Here is a 16886-nt window from a genome sequence, read left to right as displayed (position 1 = left end):
TCTATCGTGCCACTCGCTCGAATATCCGTGTAGCCGCCGTCGTGCCGACTGCGACACACGCCGGAACCCCGACGCCGTGCAGCCACGACCCGGCCAGGGCGAGGCCGTCGAACTGCGTCATCCCGGACTCGATTTCAGCCACGATTTTCGTGTGACCTGGGGCGTATTGGGGAAGACCTCCGTGCCACCGCTGTACGAAGGTCGCGCCTGGCTCCTCGGTGATTCCGGTCACGGTCTCGAGATCGGCGCGCGCGAAGTCGATCAACTCACCATCCGGCCGGTCGACGATCTCCGATGCACCGAATCGACCGAACGACACCCGAACGAGGTGCTCACCGCGATCAGCGAGGTGTGTCCACTTTCGGCTCGACAGCGTGAACGCCTTGGCGGTCAGGTCGGCGTCGGTGGCTACCAGGATCCCTGAATTCTGCGGAAGTTCGACCTGCCCGGACAACCGGAGCGCCACCACCGCGGACGACGCCAGTTCGATCCGAGCGACGGTACTCGCAACATCCGCATCGACTCCGGCCAACAGCGCCGCTGCGCGCGGCGCCGGGACGGCCAGAATCACCGCGTCGACGCTTCCGAGCGGATCGACCTTCCAACCAGCCCCGTCGCTGCGCAACCCAGAAGCCTCGCCACGGACGAAGGTCGCGTCGGCGGCCTGCTGCAGCGCATCGAGCAGGATGCCGTACCCGTCTCTGAGCGCTCCGAACACCGGCCCCGGTGCAGGCGTCGGCAATGCGGCTGCGACTGCATCCGTGAGGCTCCGAGAGCCCGCATCGAGGGCCGCAGCGAGTGTCGGCAAAGCTGCACGCACGCCGATGGTCTCCGCCAGCCCCGAGTACACCCCACCGAGAAGCGGATCCACCGATCGGCTGACCACCTGATCACCGAATCGCTGCGAAACCAGTTCGGCAACACTGCAATCGGAACCGCGGGTCCACTCCAGCGGGACGCCGGCCTCGGCCGCTATGCGCGCCAGGGTCTGCTCGTCGACAAGATCTCGAACCGACTCCGCCGAAGCCGGGATTCCCATCAGGGTTCCGGTCGGCAACCGATTCAGTGAGCCCTGAGACCAGATCAACGGACTCAGGCCCGCGGGATAGACGATCTGATCGGTCAGTCCCAGCTCGGCGAGAAGCGCAGGAACTTCCGGCCGACGGGCGATGAAAGCCTCGGCACCGATGTCGATCGGGCCACCGCCCAGATCAATCGTTCGCAGCTTCCCGCCCAGCCGCGGTGAGTCGTCGACGATCGTGATGTCCGCTTCGGAGCCCAGACTGCGCCGAAGCCGGTACGCGGCAACCAGACCGGAGATTCCGCCTCCGATCACCGCGACCGACGGCCGAGTCGTTGTCACAGCGAGTGCACCAGCTCCACCGCCGAGGTGATCGCCGTGGGATCGGTGTCGGGAAGAACTCCGTGGCCGAGGTTGAAGATGTGGCCGATGGCACCGGCCTCGATCGCGCGGTCCCCTTCGGCGGCGATCCGGCGCACCTCACGATCGATCACCTCGGGGCCCGCGAACAGTACGGCGGGATCGAGATTGCCCTGCAGCGCCTTACCCGGACCGACACGACCAGCCGCGACGTCGAGCGGAATCCGCCAGTCGACACCCACGACGTCGGCGCCTGCCTCCCCCATCGCGCCGAGAAGTTCACCGGTGCCGACACCGAAGTGGATACGCGGGACGCCGGCAGCGGCAACCTCGGCGAACACTCGCTCGGAATGCGGGAGAACAAATTCCCGGTAATCGGCCAGCGAGAGCGCGCCGGCCCACGAGTCGAACAGCTGGACCGCGTCGACGCCCGCCTTGAGCTGCGCCTGCAGGAAGCAGATCGTGGTGTCGGCCAAACTTCCGAGCAACGCGTGCCAGGTCTTCGGATCGGAGTGCATGAGCGCTTTGGTCTTCTCGTGGTTCCGGCTCGGACCACCCTCGACCAGATACGACGCCAGAGTGAACGGCGCTCCGGCAAAGCCGATCAGCGGCGTGGAGCCCAACTCGGTAGTGAGAAGCCGAACGGCCTGCGCGATTGCGCCTACCTCTTCGGGGACCAGTCGCGGAAGTGCTGCAACGTCGGCGATGGAGCGAATCGGATTGGCGACCACCGGTCCGACGCCGGCAACGATGTCGAGATCGATTCCCGCGGCTTTGAGTGGAACGACGATGTCCGAGAACAGGATTGCCGCGTCCACGTCGTGACGGCGCACCGGCTGCATCGTGATCTCACAGACCAGCGCCGGATCGAAACAAGATTCCAACATGCCGATCCCGGCGCGGATCTCGCGGTACTCCGGCAACGAACGCCCGGCCTGACGCATGAACCACACCGGCCGTCGACTCGGAGTGCGTCCGGTCGCCGCGGCAAGCAACGGTGCGTCGGGCAAGACTCGCCGAGCGCTGTACTCCGCCGACCCGGTAATGCCTGAATTCATGTTGTCCAACCCGCTCATCAGTCCTCGCGCTCTCCGCCAACGTGTGTCTTCGATCGACTCAATGCTGCCACGTCCCACACTCGGGATCGGACACCCGAGCGGTTCGTGAGCGGCCACACACCCGAGCCACACTCGGTCGGCGCGCCTCCACCTCCCCGCCCGCATCCCCGACTAACGTCCTGACCTGTGACGACATCCGGATCGACAGCCGACCCGGCCGAGTTCCGTGCCGCCGTGGAGGCGATGACCGCTGCGCGGGTTCGGCCCGAGATAGAGGTCGGCCCCATCCGCCCGCCGCAGCGTCTCGCTCCGTACAGCCACGCGGTGGGGGCCGAGGTTCTCCACCCGGACTCCGACGTCGTGGCCGAGCAGTCCGAAGGTGACGCTTTCGGCCGCCTGATCCTGTTGTTCGATCCGGACGGCGACGAGGCGTGGAACGGCACCATGCGGTTGGTGGCGTACATCCAGGCCGATCTCGACGAAGCCGTCGCCGCGGATCCACTACTTCCCGAAGTAGCCTGGAGTTGGCTGGTGGACGCTTTGGAGGCCGGACCGGAACCTTTTGTGGCCCTGGGCGGTACGGTCACAGCTACAACTTCCGTGCGGTACGGCGACATCGCCGGGCCTCCGCGAGCCCATCAACTGGAGTTGCGAGCGTCCTGGACTGCAACTTCGTCCGAATTGGCTCACCACGTCGAGGCTTTCTGCGAGGTTCTCGCGTACGCGGCGGGGCTTCCGCCTGCCGGGATAACCACGCTGTCGCGGCAGAACGACTGACTCTGTCACTCGTTTGAGCATTCCCCCGGAAAAATACTAGAACCTGTTCTAGAATGAGTCATGCAACGTCTCAGCGGACTCGACGCGACCTTCCTCTACTTGGAAACACCGACCCAGCTATTGCACGTTTGTGGACTTGTCCTGCTCGACCCCACGACCATCCCGGGCGGCTACGACTACCGGAAGCTGCTTCGCGAGTTGGACTCGCGAATGGCCACCATGCCGACCTTCCGGCGCAAACTCAAAGATTCCCGTCTCAATCTCGACTACCCCGTGTGGGTCGACGATCACGATTTCGACATCGAGCGGCACTGCCATCGGACCGCGGTACCTGCTCCCGGCACACACGCGGAACTGGCAGAGCTCGCCGGACACATCGCGAGCCAACCGCTGGATCGTTCCCGACCGCTGTGGGAGATGTGGGTCATCGAGGGACTTGCCGACGGACAGATCGCCGTCATGTCGAAGATCCATCACAGCGCTGCCGACGGTGTCACCGGCGCGAACATCCTGGCTCAGCTGTGCAGTCTCGAACCGGATTCACCGGCGCTCGTGGATCCCACAGCACAGGGTGCGGGCGACGCGGGAACGCTGGACATCGCGATCGGCGGACTCATGGCCGTCATCGCCCGACCCGCAAGAATTGCCCGTCTGGTCCCCGGCGGAATCGCCATGCTCCCGAAGTGGGTGACGCGTGCGCGAAAGGGTGAAGCGATGCCTGCTCCGTTCACCGCGCCGCGGACCTCGTTCAACGGCGCGATCACCGGTCACCGCAACGTCGCGTTCAGCCAACTCGATCTCGCGAAGGTCAAAGCCGTCAAGGACCGTCACGGCGTCAAGGTCAACGACGTGGTTCTCGCGCTCTGCGCCGGGGCACTGCGTAAGTATCTGGAGGACCGGGACGAACTGCCGGAGGACTCCCTCGTCGCCATGGTGCCGGTGTCGGTCCACGGCAAATCCGATCGTCCGGGCACGAACCAGATCTCGGGCATGTTCACGCAACTCGGCACCCAGATCGCCGATCCGGTCGAACGCCTGCACGCAATCAGCGATTACAACGCCACCTCGAAGAACCACAACGAGGCTCTGGGCGCGAACATGCTCCAGGACTGGTCGCAGTTCGCTTCGCCGGCGGTGTTCGGCGCCGCCATGCGCGTGTACTCGTCGCTCAAACTCGCCGAGCGTCACCCCGTCGTGTCCAACCTGGTCGTGTCGAATGTGCCTGGACCGCCGGTCCCGCTCTACTTCCTCGGTGCCCAGATCAAGGGAATGTTCCCGCTCGGCCCGATCTTTCACGGAGCAGGTCTCAACGTGACGGTGATGTCTCTCGACGGAAAACTCGACGTCGGCATCGTCAGTTGCTCCGATCTGGCCCCCGAATTGGACCAGCTCGCGCAAGGTTTCGGAGCCGCACTCGACGAACTGTTCGACGCTGAGGTGACAACCCCGGCCCCGACTGCGACGTAGAGTCAGTGACCATGTCCGAAGTCACCGATGATGCAACCGAGCCCACCTCCGACGTAATTCCGCTGCTCGTTCCGCGTGACGGAGTTCCGGACGTCATCACCACTGCCGCCGGTGTCGCCGACGCCGCGGCCGCGCTGGCCTCCGGCCACGGCCCGCTCGCCGTGGACGCCGAGCGCGCATCCGGATTCCGCTATTCGGCACGGGCGTACCTGATCCAGCTTCGACGCGAAGGAGCAGGATCGTTCCTGCTCGACCCGATTCCGACAGCGCAAGACCTGCAGCCGTTGGCCGAGGTGATCAACCCGTTGCAATGGGTGCTGCACTCTGCCGATCAGGATCTCCCCGGCCTCGCCGAACTGAGCCTGACGCCGGCCGAGCTGTTCGACACCGAACTGGCCGGACGACTGGCCGGGTTCGAGCGAGTCGGACTCGCCGCGATCGTGGAACGAACCCTGCGAGTGGAACTTCGCAAGGGTCACGGGGCTGCGGACTGGTCGACACGTCCGCTGCCGGACGCCTGGTTGAACTACGCTGCCCTCGACGTCGAAGTGCTTCTCGAACTGCGCGACGCAATGGAAGCCGAACTCGAATCCCAAGGCAAGCTCGAGTGGGCGAAGGAAGAGTTCGAGTACATCCGTCTGGCCGGCCCGCCCAAGCCCAAACCGGACCGCTGGCGTCGTACGTCGCACATCACCTCACTCAAGACCACCCGTCAGTTGGCGGCAGTACGGGCGCTGTGGCAGGCGCGCGAGGATCTCGCACGCAAGCGCGACGTGTCTCCGAGTCGGGTTCTTCCTGACTCCGCGATCATCGATGCCGCTCTCAAAGATCCTCGGTCGCTGGATGCGCTCCGCTCGCTTCCCGTCTTCGGCGGACCACGTCAACGCCGGTATTCGCGTATTTGGATGGACGCACTGGAAGCCGCGCGCAGGCTCCCCGACAGCGAGCTTCCGCCGAAAACCCCGCCCATCGTCGGGCCGCCCGCTGCCGGCCGCTGGGCCCGCCAGGATCCAGCGGCGGCTGATCGGTTGACCGCGGCGCGCGCAGCACTGTCGGACCTGAGCAAAGAGGTTTCGGTGCCCGTGGAGAATCTGCTCCAACCCGACCTGGTCAGGCGCCTGTGCTGGGACTGGAAACTGGAACCCGACTCGGACATCGCCGAAGTCGAGAGTGCGATCGAGACCAAGCTCACTTCCGGTGGCGCACGTGGCTGGCAACGCACTTTGACCGTTCCCGTCCTCGCCGAGGCACTGAACTCCGTGGTCCCGGCCGAGCCCGAAGTGGAAGAGCCGGAATCCTGACCTGACCCCGGTGTGAGGTTGGAGCAATTCGGCACGTTAAGTTACCGGTCAGTAATGGGCAGTAGTACGCTCGATACGAGGCCGGACGCCTGGCCGTGATCGCCGAACCAACGTCTCACCGCCCTTCGGTGCGGTGGGCAGCTCCATCAGGAGGAATTCGCGTGGCTCCATCCACAAACAACCAACGCAACGTCGTCTTCGTCGACGGCATTCGCACCCCGTTCGGCAAGGCCGGCCCGAAAGGCATGTACGCCGACACGCGCGCAGACGATCTCGTCGTCAAGGCGATTCGTGAGCTGCTTCGCCGCAACCCGCAGCTCGATCCCGCACGGATCGACGAAGTTGCCGTCGCAGCCACCACGCAGACCGGTGACCAGGGCCTGACCATCGGCCGCACCGCTGCGATCCTCGCCGGTCTCCCCGAAACCGTTCCCGGATTCGCCATCGACCGCATGTGTGCCGGCGCGATGACCGCCGTCACCACGACCGCGTCGGGCATCGGCTTCGGCCAGTACGACGTCGTGATCGCCGGTGGCGTCGAGCACATGGGTCACCACCCGATGGGTGAGGGCGCAGACCCCAACCCGCGTTTCCTCGCCGACCGCCTGGTCGACCCGAGCGCCCTCGTGATGGGTAACACCGCCGAGAACCTGCACGACCGGTTCCCGACCATCACCAAGGACCGCACGGACGCCTACGCCGTCAACAGCCAGAACAAGTACGACGCTGCCAAGAAGGCCGGCTTCATCGCCGACACCCTGGTCCCCGTCGCCACCCGCAGTTCCGCGGGCTGGGGTCTGGCCACCGAAGACGAGCCGCCGCGCCCCGGAACCACCGTCGAAGATCTCGCGAAGCTCAAGACGCCGTTCCGACCGGCCGGACGCATCACCGCCGGTAACGCAGCCGGACTCAACGACGGTGCCACCGCAGCACTGCTCGCCGGTGAGGACACCGCAGCCGAGCTCGGCCTGCCGGTCGGCATGCGCATGGTGGGCTTCGCCTACCAGGGCGTCGACCCCGCCGTCATGGGCATCGGCCCGGTTCCCGCCACCGAGAAGCTGCTGGCACGCACCGGCCTCAAGATCGAGGACATCGGACTCTTCGAGATCAACGAGGCGTTCGCCGTTCAGGTCCTCGCGTTCCTCGAGCACTACGGAATCGCCGACGACGACCCGCGCGTCAACCAGTGGGGCGGCGCCATCGCGTGTGGCCACCCCCTCGCTTCCTCGGGCGTTCGCCTGATGACGCAGCTCTCCCGCCAGTTCGCGACACGCCCCGACGTGCGCTACGGCTTGACCACCATGTGCATCGGCCTCGGCATGGGCGGCACCGTCATCTGGGAGAACCCGAACCACGCTGACTACCAGGCAGGAGTCAACTAAATGTCTGATATTGCAACAGCATTCGCCGACGAGGTCGTGACGAACGCCTACACGAAGATCATCTCGGTCCCCGGCATCGAGGGCCCGTTTGCACTGATCACCCTCGACAACGGCTTCGACCACACCAAGCCGTCGTCCTTCGGTCCCGGCGGACTCGCAGCATTCGACGCCGCCCTCGACGAAGCCTTTGCCGCCAACCCGGTTGCCATCGCCGTCACCGGCAAGCCCTTCATCTTCGCCGCCGGCGCGGATCTCAAGGGTGTTCCCGCGATCACCTCTCGTGAGCAGGGACTCGAGCTGGGCCGCTTGGGTCACAAGGTGTTCCGACGCCTGCGTGAGTCGTCCGTTCCCACGTTCGCCTTCATCAACGGTGTCGCTCTGGGCGGCGGCCTCGAGGTCGGACTGCACAGCCACTACCGCACGGTTGCCGCCAATGCGGGCGCACTGGGTCTTCCGGAAGCATTCCTCGGTCTGGTCCCCGGTTGGGGCGGAACGCAGTTGCTCCCCAACCTCGTCGGCCCGTCGAACGCCGTCACCGTGGTTATCGAGAACTCGCTGAACCAGAACAAGGTGCTCTCCCCCAAGAAGGCACTCGAACTCGGCGTCGTCGACGTCGTTCTCGACTCTGCCGACTTCATCGAGCAGTCCCTCGCCTGGGCGTCGCAGGTCCTCGCCGGCACAGTGACCCCCGCTCGCCCCGAGATCGATCGTGGCCAGGGCTGGGACGACGCGATTGCTCGTGCGAAGGCGATCGTCGACGGCAAGACCAAGGGCAACGCTCCCGGCGCCGTCAAGGCCGTCGAGTTGCTCGAACTGGCTCGCAGCACCGACATCACCGATGCCGCCTCGCTCGACAAGGGCTTCGCGGCCGAGGACGAGGCTCTTGCCGATCTTCTGCTAACGGACGAGCTCCGGGCTGGTCTGTACGCCTTCGATCTGGTGAACAAGCGCGCCAAGCGTCCCGCCGGAGCACCCGACCGCTCGCTCGCTCGTAAGGTCAGCGGCGTCGGCATCGTCGGCGCCGGCCTCATGGCCAGCCAGCTCGCGCTGCTCTTCGTCCGCCAGCTCAAGGTGCCGGTCATCCTGACCGACATCGACCAGGAACGCATCGACAAGGGTGTCGGCTACGTCCACACCGAGATCGAGAAGCTCCAGGGCAAGGGACGCCTGTCCCCCGACGCTGCGAACCGCCTCAAGGCGCTCGTCTCCGGCTCCCTCGACAAGGCCGCGTTCGCCAAGACCGACTTCGTCATCGAAGCCGTCTTCGAGAACATGGACGTCAAGAAGAAGGTCTTCGCGGAACTCGAGCAGTTCATCGCTCCCGAAACCATCCTCGCCACCAACACGTCTTCGCTCTCCATCACGGAGATGGCGTCCGGCCTCGAACATCCCGAGCGTGTGGTCGGCTTCCACTTCTTCAACCCGGTGGCCGTTCTTCCCCTCCTCGAGATCATCAAGGGCAGCAAGACCGATGATGCCACTCTGGCAACGGCTTTCGCCACCGCGAAGTCGCTGAAGAAGTCCGCCGTCCTCTGCGGCGACAAGGCCGGCTTCGTCTTCAACCGCCTCGTCACCCGCACCTTGGGTGAGGTCATGTCCGCCGTCGACGAAGGCACCCCCTTCGACGTCGCAGACAATGCCATCGCCGAACTCGGCATGCCCATGTCGCCGTTCACCTTGCTGGCCCTCGTCGGACCCGCAGTGGCACTGCACACCGGTGAGACCCTGCAGGAGTCGTACCCGGACCGGTTCAAGAGCTCACCCGGACTCGAAGCACTCGTCGAGGCCCGCAAGCCCGGCGTGTGGACCTGGGGCGAGAACGGTCAGGCCGTCGACCCCGAGGTCGCCGCACTGTGGCCGCAGGGTGACAAGGTGTCCACCTCGGAAGAGGTCCTCGAGCGCACACGTCGTGCATTTGCCGAGGAAATTCAGATCATGCTCGACGAGGGCGTCGTAGCGGCAGCCGAGGACATCGACCTCTGCCTGCTGCTCGGCGGAGGATTCGGATTCTGGAACGGCGGCATCACGCCGTACCTGGACCGCACCGGTACCTCCGAGGCTGTCAACGGCAAGCGCTTCCTCGCGCCTGGTGTTGCCAGCGTCTGAGTCAGTCGATCGACCCGTCACGGACGGCGTGCCTTCGGGTACGCCGTCCGTGGCGTTTGCGCAGGTTCAGAATAGTGTTCCCACATCGTCTTTCACGATGTTCTCGAGCGCACGCTCCGCGACGGCGGCGATGGTCATCGACGGATTGCACGCAGCGGAGTTTCCCGGCAGCAGAGCGCCGTCGAGCACGTACAACCCCCGCTGGCCCAGAACCCGCCCATCAAGATCGCACACCGAGTTCATGCAGGCACCGCCGAGGGGATGCCACGTGGAGGGCAGTATCGCGTTCGTGTCGGTGAGCAGTCCTCCTGCCGCGATCCGCTGGGCGGCCGGCCCGATGTGGCCTTGCTGGATCGCCGAATCCCCGTCCTTCGGCCAACGGAGCACCGCCTCACCCCGCGCCGAGTCGTACACGAACCGACCTCGGTCGCCGCTCACACCGAATCCGACCATCACCGTGCTGTGAGCGTCGAACGCAACGGGCGGGAACGACGCCTGAATGACGGTGAACGCATTATGCGGGTCGTCCCAGTTCCGGCTGCCGTAGACGACCGGCCCGCCCTGCGTCGCACCGAAGTTCTCGGCGAGATCCGACCAGATGTAGATCCGATCGGCATTGGTCCCCCACCCTGCGCCGAGCTCGTCCGGTAGATCCCTGATCCGCCCCGTTGCCGCGGCGCGGACCAGGAGTTTGGTGGTGTTCATGCTGCCTGCAGCCATCACGAGCGCATCCGTCGTCAAGATCTTGTTCTCGAGAATCTTGCCGGAAATGTCGGTCCGGTCCACGTACACGCGCCACCGTCCGTCGGCGGCCCGCTCGACATCGGTGACCTGGTGCAGAGTCTCCACATTCACCAATCCGGTCGCTTCCGCAGCCGCAATGTAGGTGACATCCACCGAATGCTTGCCACCGTTGTTGACACCGAGCGCGCCGTCACCGTTGGTGTAAGACGGCTTCATCTCACCCCTCAATTCGGCCAACGCGAAGTTCCAGTCGATCGGCATCGGAATCTTCGACACGGGTAGACCGGAACGCGCTGCGTTACGCGCGAATACACGTGCCGCCTCGTAGTTCGGGCTGGAAATCAGTTCGTCTGGTGCAGTTTCCACTTGCAGCATCCGCGCCACCCGCGGGTAATGGACGCGGCCCATTCGTGCGTAATCGAGCTCCTCCGGAAAGTGCGTGTTGAAGACCGCTTCTTCCGGTTGCAGCGTCATCCCTTGGTACACAAGCGATCCGCCGCCCACACCGGCTGCGCAGATCGCGGTCATGTTCTCACCGGTCACCGTCTCCAACAAACCCGCGTATGGCTCGAAGATCGCCGGCCTGCCGAACAGAGTCGGGTTGGACTGATGCCAGAGGATGCGCTTGTCCGGGCTGGCGGGGTGCGGGAAAGTTTCGGCATTCGGCCCGGTCTGCCACCGAATCCCTCTCTCCAGCAAAGTGACCGGAACCCCCGCCTCGGCCAGGCGAAGTGCCGTCACCCCGCCGCCGAACCCCGATCCGATAACCACGACACGGTGCACTTCACGTGTCAGCGGAATCCCTGTTGCAGCCCTGGCCGTGCGTGGCGCCATCATCGCGACTCCCACGGCGGCCGTACCGGCCAAGAACGATCTACGTTTCACTCCGGACATGACTGGTGCTCCCTCGAAGAATGTCGCCAGAGAATTCCGGGCACGCCAAAACTAGACACTCTGACGCTCGAGTGTCAAGGTTTTGGCGGAGCAGGCAAGGAACTACGAGGTCGACCGGATTGCGGGCCCGAGCCACCTCGAGAGAAAGGCCCGCAAGGAGTCGTCGGAATGTACGAGGTCACTGTCGAATGCAACAACCGAAAGCCCCAGTCGCACGGCGATTTCCACTATCTCATCCAACTCCGCCTCCGTGGCGAGGCCACGTTCGACCATAGGGGTGAGCATCTGACCAGCGAAAGGTATTGCTCGACTCATCATTTCGAGATCGAAGACAGGGTTTCCCCGCTCGGCGAGGAGCAGAGTCGCGAGCACCGGGTGAGCACGCACGGCAGTTCGCGCGGCAACGATGAATTCGACGACGTAGTCACACGCCGTATCGACCGACTCCACCTGTGCCGTGATCTCCCCGAGAACCTCGACAGCGAGACCGCCCATCGCCTGAGAGACGACCTCTTCACGTGTGCCGAAAATCGAGTACACCGTCTGGCGCGAGACACCGGCCGCGGTGGCAACTGCGGCAATGTTCACAGCCTCGAATCCGCCACCTTCGATCAGTCCGAGGGCGGCGCCGAGAATCTTCTGCTGTGATCGCACGAGGAAAGTATTGCCCACCGAAACGGTGCACTGAGAACGCGGTCCAGATCCGACTCCCACCTGCATAAACGGCACAATCGGTTTCGTTTGGCTGCCGAAATTCAGTAGGTTAGGCTGCCCTTCATGAAAACTTCTGTTCGGGGCTTCACTGCCCTCGGTGCGGCTGCAATCGCGGTCACCGCACTTGTCTCGTGCTCCTCGGATTCAGGCACATCCACGCCATCCCAAGGTACGGGCGGATTCCCCGTCAGCATCGAGAACACCTTCGGCACCACGACCATCGACTCGAAGCCCGAGCGCCTCGTCACCCTCGGATGGAACGCGCAGGACATCCTGTACGCACTCGATCTGACTCCGGTCGGACAGCCCAAGTACACCTACGGTGCGGACGACAACGGCGTCATGCCCTGGGCGCAGGACTACTTCGACGCGGACAAGACAACGCTCTTCGACATGCCGGCCAGCGGAGAACCGCCGATCGAGTCCATCGCGTCGTTGACCCCCGACGTCATCCTCGCGCCGTACGAGGGCTTCGAGGAATCCGTCTACAACCAACTGAGCAAGATCGCACCGACGGCCGCTTACCCCGGCGCGGCCTGGCAGACATCCTGGCAGGACCAGACCCGCATCGTCGGCAAGGCAGTCGGCAAGAGCGAAGAGGCCGACAAGCTCGTCGACGGCCTCGACGCGACTCTCGCCGATACCGCCACAGCCCACCCGGAGTTCGCCGGAAAGACATTGGCAGTGGTCAACTTCGACACCGATTCGAGCAACATCAACGTCTATCTGCCCACTGATCCGCGGGTCCAGGTGCTGACCGAACTCGGGTTCGTCAACGCACCGGGCGTCGAGAAGCTAGCCGCGGACAATGCAGGTGGATCGTTCTTCAAGACGATCTCCTACGAGAACATCGCCGACATCGACGCCGATGTGATCGTCGGCTTCACCGACGGCTCCGGTGATCCGTCCGGCATACCCGCAGTCGGTGGACTCGGCGCGGTCAAGCGTGGATCCACCGCATTCCTCAGCGACACCCGGGTCATCGGCGGACTGAGCAACGTCAACGTCCTGAGCACGCCGTGGGTCCTCGGCCAGATCACACCGACGTTGAGCGAAGCCGCAAAGCGCGCCTCCGCCTAGAAACGAGATTTTCCCGACAACCCTCTCCGGCGTGATCTGTATTGAACGGCTCGCCGGAGAGGCGGGTGACCCGGAAATTCATGGCGAAGGATCTCGAAGACATCGCAGCAAAAGCCGAGCGTCTCTCGGGCGAGTAAAGCGCCCTCACCTGCACTTACCATATTGTTTGCATACTAACTGCAATCAATACGACATTACTGTGTCAAGCTGATTCTCTGCGGGAATGGACTCAGCTGGGTAACGGCGCGTGAGTCCCCGCCAAATCTGTCCCGGTGGGCGTAGCGTGCAGAGTGCTCGCGGATGGATCGGCGCATCGGGGTGTCGACCGTAGGGCCTTTGAGGGGGCAGGAATGGCATTCAGCGGAACCGCCTCCGGCGGAGGATCAGGCGCTACTCGCGCCGACGTCGGACATGCAGTGCTCTTCGCCGGCGCCGCCGCGCTCGGCGGTTTTCTGTTCGGATACGACACCGCCGTCATCAACGGGGCGGTCGGTGCGATCCGAGACAAGTACGACATCGGCGCCTCGGGCACCGGGCTCACGGTCTCACTGACTCTGCTCGGCGCAGCACTCGGCGCCTGGATCGCAGGCACACTCGCCGACCGACTCGGCCGCATCCGCGTCATGCAGATAGCCGCGGTGTTGTTCATCATCGGCGCCGTAGGCTCCGCAATTCCGTTCAGCGTCTACGACCTCACGTTCTGGCGCGTGGTCGGCGGCCTGGCAGTGGGTTTCGCGTCAGTCATCGCCCCGGCCTATATCGCGGAGATCTCCCCCGCCGCGATTCGCGGACGTCTCGGCTCGATGTACCAACTGGCGATCGTTCTCGGAATCGCCGTGTCGCAGTTGGTCAATTACGCCCTCCAGGCCGCGGCCGGTGGTGATCGCAATCAGATCGCAGGCCTCGAAGCCTGGCAGTGGATGCTGATGCTCGAGGCGGTTCCCGCAGTCCTGTACCTGATCATGACAACCACGATTCCCGAATCTCCACGGTTCCTCGTGGCGCAGGGCAAGGACGATCGTGCTCGCAAGATCATCTCCGATCTCGAAGGTGGAGATCACGACGCCGTCACCGAACGCATGAACGAGATCCGCGAATCTCTGACGGAGAAGCAAGCCAAGACCACAGTCCGCCAACTCTTCTCGAAGCGGCTCGGGGTCTCCCATCTGGTGTGGGTCGGTATTGCACTCGCCGCATTGCAGCAGTTCGTCGGTATCAACGTGATCTTCTACTACTCGAGCACCCTCTGGCAGGCGGTCGGATTCGGCGCCGACCGGTCCCTGCTGATCAGCGTCGTGAGCGCCTTGGTCAACATCGTCGGTACGTTCGTCGCCATCGCCGTCATCGACCGGGTCGGTCGAAAGCCGTTGTTGCTGGTCGGTTCCGCCGGTATGGCCATCTCACTGGGCACCGCAGCGTTCTGTTTCCATTCGGCAACAGTGACCAAGAACGAGATCGGCGAATCCGTGGCCACGCTGACCGGAGCCAATGCCACTATCGCTCTTATCGGGGCGAACGCATTCGTGTTCTTCTTCGCTCTGTCCTGGGGCCCGGTCGTCTGGGTGTTGATCTCCGAAATGTTCCCCAACCGCGTGCGTGCTGCAGCAGTCGGAATTGCGACCGCCACCAACTGGGTCGCGAACTTCCTGGTGTCCTGGACGTTCCCGGCACTGGCCGATTGGAATCTGTCGTTCACCTACGCCGGCTACGCCGTCATGGCAGCGTTGTCACTGTTCGTCGTCCTGCGATTCGTGAAGGAAACGCGAGGCAGCACACTCGAATCCGTCCAGTAGCGAGATCTCACGGTTTCACACCGAAACGCGGGGGCCCTCGTATTGATCCGTGGGCCACCGCTTTTCGAGATTATCGTGAGACGAGCCGTCAGCCTTGCGCGACTTCGCCCTGAGCCGAAGCCGAGGACGCGTCTTCCTGGACGTGGACGCCGACGCTGCCCATCCCCGCCACCCAGCCGGTGATCTTGCGGGAGAGGTCCTGAGCCGTGAGTCCGAGTTCCTTGTGGATGGCTTCGCGGCTGGCGTGATCGAGGAACTGCTGGGGAACGCCCATGTCGCGGCACGACGTGTGCACTCCGGCTGCCCGCATCGCCGCCGAGACCGTCGAACCGATGCCGCCGTGCAGACCACCGTCTTCGATGGTGACCACGAGGGCGTACTTGTCCGCCATCTTCACCAGGGAATCCGCGACCGGCAGAACCCACCGCGGATCGACGACGGCAACCGAGATGCCCTGCTTGTCGAGCCGCTCGGCAATCTCGAGTGCCAGGGATGCAAACGGGCCCACCGCGACGAGGAGCACGTCGCCGCGCTCACCCTCGCTGGACTTGAGAACGTCGACAATTCCGTCGAGTCGCTTCACGGCCGGAATCGCTTCGGGTACAGCGCCCTTCGGGAAACGAACGACGGTTGGGCCGTCGTCGACGAGAAGCGCCTCGTCCAGTTCTTCCCGCAGCGTGTCGGCGTCACGCGGTGCCGCGACGCGGATCCCCGGGATGATTCCGAGCAGCGAAAGATCCCAGACGCCGTTGTGGCTGGCGCCGTCGACTCCGGTGACCCCGGCGCGGTCGAGCACGACTGTCACCGGTTGCTTGAGCAGAGCGACGTCCATCAACAACTGGTCGAAAGCCCGATTGAGGAAGGTCGAGTAGATAGCAACGACGGGGTGAAGTCCGCCAAGTGCAAGACCGGCGGCCGAGGTCATCGCATGCTGCTCGGCGATACCGACGTCGAAGATCCGATCGGGGAACTTCTCACCGAAGGCCGCGAGGCCGGTGGGCCCGGCCATCGCCGCGGTGATGGCGACGATGTCCTCACGACGCGAAGCCTGCTCGATCAACGCGGCCGAGAAGACCGACGTCCAGTCCGGCGCGGACGACTTGGTGCCGCGACCGGTGACGGGATCGATGACACCGGTGGCATGCATCTGGTCGGCCACGTCGTTCTCGGCGTGTGCGTAACCGTTGCCCTTTCGAGTGACGGCATGCACGATGACCGGTCCGCCGTAGGCCTTCGCCCGGCGCAATGCCGATTCCATGGCGGCTTCGTCGTGTCCGTCCACCGGTCCGAGGTATTTGATACCGAGATCGGTGAACATGACCTGAGGGCTGACCGCGTCTTTGAGACCCGCCTTCATTCCGTGCAGGACGGAGTACGCGGTGCGCCCCACCCAGGGCAGTCTCTTGACCATGCGTCGGCCACTGTCGAGGGCGCGCTCGTAACTCGGTGCGGTTCGCAGTGCCGAAAGATGGTCGGCGAGTCCGCCGATGGTCGGTGCGTAGGAGCGGCCGTTGTCGTTGACGACGATCACCACCGAACGGTCCTTGCCTGCCGCGATGTTGTTGAGAGCTTCCCAACACATTCCGCCGGTCAGCGCACCGTCACCGACGACGGCAACTACGTGGCGATTCTGACCCGTCAGCGCGAAGGCCTTCGCGAGGCCGTCGGCATAGGACAGCGCGGCGGAAGCGTGAGAGGACTCGACCCAGTCGTGTTCGCTCTCGGCGCGGCACGGATACCCGGACAGTCCGCCCTGCTTACGCAGAGTGTCGAACTGATCCTGACGACCGGTGAGGATCTTGTGTACGTAGGCCTGATGGCCCGTGTCGAAGATGATCGCGTCCTGCGGCGAGTCGAAAATTCGGTGCAGTGCGAGGGTCAACTCCACGACGCCCAAGTTGGGCCCGAGGTGACCACCGGTCGCAGCGACCTTCAGCACGAGGAACTCACGAATCTCGTCGGCCAACTCCGTCATCTCGGCGTGGCTCAACTGACGTAGATCGTCAGGACCCTGAATGCGGGCAAGAACACCCAACGAGATCGCTCCCTCCGTGCTTCACAGCTGCACCGGTGCGCGCCGCGGCTGTCTTCGCGACAGTGCTGCCAGTCTACGGAGCGTTCCGGCGAACCGACACGCGGACTCGGCCCGATTCCGGTGTGACTTCGCGTAACAGCGAAATCCCGCGGAT

The 16886-nt window shown here is 64.4% G+C and carries 12 protein-coding genes; 7 read left to right on the top strand and 5 right to left on the bottom strand.

The window, feature by feature from the left end:
* Position 1 precedes the first annotated feature (1 nt).
* Entirely contained in the window at positions 2 to 1363 is a 1362-nt protein-coding gene (locus ACBG85_RS13465) for a protoporphyrinogen oxidase (RefSeq protein ID WP_372027735.1), read from the bottom strand.
* On the bottom strand, positions 1360 to 2457 hold the full coding sequence (gene hemE / locus ACBG85_RS13460; protein WP_030536874.1) for a uroporphyrinogen decarboxylase: 1098 nt from the start codon (positions 2455 to 2457) through the stop codon (positions 1360 to 1362). Before hemE ends, ACBG85_RS13465 begins: the two co-directional genes overlap by 4 nt.
* A 168-nt stretch (positions 2458 to 2625) precedes the next feature.
* Here hemE and ACBG85_RS13455 point away from each other — a divergent pair, with 168 nt between their 5' ends.
* The 5 genes from ACBG85_RS13455 to ACBG85_RS13435 all read left to right on the top strand — a co-directional run bounded on the left by ACBG85_RS13455 (position 2626) and on the right by ACBG85_RS13435 (position 9472).
* Positions 2626 to 3216, top strand: a complete 591-nt coding sequence (locus ACBG85_RS13455) for a DUF3000 domain-containing protein (RefSeq protein ID WP_003942604.1) — start codon at positions 2626 to 2628, stop codon at positions 3214 to 3216.
* Between the two features lie 60 nt (positions 3217 to 3276).
* Positions 3277 to 4683, top strand: coding sequence for a wax ester/triacylglycerol synthase family O-acyltransferase (locus tag ACBG85_RS13450; RefSeq protein ID WP_003942594.1), 1407 nt, complete (start codon positions 3277 to 3279; stop codon positions 4681 to 4683).
* A gap of 11 nt (positions 4684 to 4694) precedes the next feature.
* Positions 4695 to 5984: an HRDC domain-containing protein gene (locus tag ACBG85_RS13445; protein ID WP_372027732.1), complete on the top strand. Its 1290-nt coding sequence runs from the start codon at positions 4695 to 4697 to the stop codon at positions 5982 to 5984.
* Positions 5985 to 6145: 161 nt separating this feature from the next.
* Positions 6146 to 7366, top strand: coding sequence for a thiolase family protein (locus tag ACBG85_RS13440; RefSeq protein WP_003942598.1), 1221 nt, complete (start codon positions 6146 to 6148; stop codon positions 7364 to 7366).
* Complete coding sequence (locus ACBG85_RS13435; RefSeq protein WP_007732875.1) at positions 7367 to 9472, top strand: 3-hydroxyacyl-CoA dehydrogenase NAD-binding domain-containing protein; 2106 nt, start codon at positions 7367 to 7369, stop codon at positions 9470 to 9472.
* Between the two features lie 66 nt (positions 9473 to 9538).
* Here the strand turns inward: ACBG85_RS13435 and ACBG85_RS13430 are convergent, their stop codons facing one another.
* Entirely contained in the window at positions 9539 to 11110 is a 1572-nt protein-coding gene (locus ACBG85_RS13430) for a GMC oxidoreductase (protein ID WP_081557794.1), read from the bottom strand.
* 102 nt (positions 11111 to 11212) lie between these two features.
* On the bottom strand, positions 11213 to 11764 hold the full coding sequence (locus ACBG85_RS13425) for a TetR/AcrR family transcriptional regulator (RefSeq protein WP_003942617.1): 552 nt from the start codon (positions 11762 to 11764) through the stop codon (positions 11213 to 11215).
* Positions 11765 to 11887: 123 nt separating this feature from the next.
* Between ACBG85_RS13425 and ACBG85_RS13420 the strand changes: the two genes are divergently transcribed.
* Positions 11888 to 12904, top strand: coding sequence for an iron-siderophore ABC transporter substrate-binding protein (locus ACBG85_RS13420; protein WP_054828247.1), 1017 nt, complete (start codon positions 11888 to 11890; stop codon positions 12902 to 12904).
* A 350-nt stretch (positions 12905 to 13254) separates the two neighbouring features.
* A complete protein-coding gene (locus tag ACBG85_RS13415) occupies positions 13255 to 14697 on the top strand; it encodes a sugar porter family MFS transporter (RefSeq protein WP_372027727.1) in 1443 nt (480 codons plus the stop codon).
* Positions 14698 to 14785: 88 nt separating this feature from the next.
* Here the strand turns inward: ACBG85_RS13415 and dxs are convergent, their stop codons facing one another.
* Positions 14786 to 16732 carry a 1-deoxy-D-xylulose-5-phosphate synthase gene (gene dxs, locus ACBG85_RS13410; RefSeq protein WP_372027725.1) on the bottom strand — a complete coding sequence of 649 codons (1947 nt, stop codon included), beginning with the start codon at positions 16730 to 16732 and terminating at the stop codon, positions 14786 to 14788.
* Between the last annotated feature and the right edge of the window lie 154 nt (positions 16733 to 16886).

The organism is Rhodococcus sp. NyZ502, assembly GCF_041464245.1.
GTDB classification, from domain to species: domain Bacteria; phylum Actinomycetota; class Actinomycetes; order Mycobacteriales; family Mycobacteriaceae; genus Rhodococcus_F; species Rhodococcus_F qingshengii.
The sequence above is the reverse complement of the archived record's forward strand: the minus strand, read 5'-3'. Positions and strand labels throughout refer to the sequence as shown.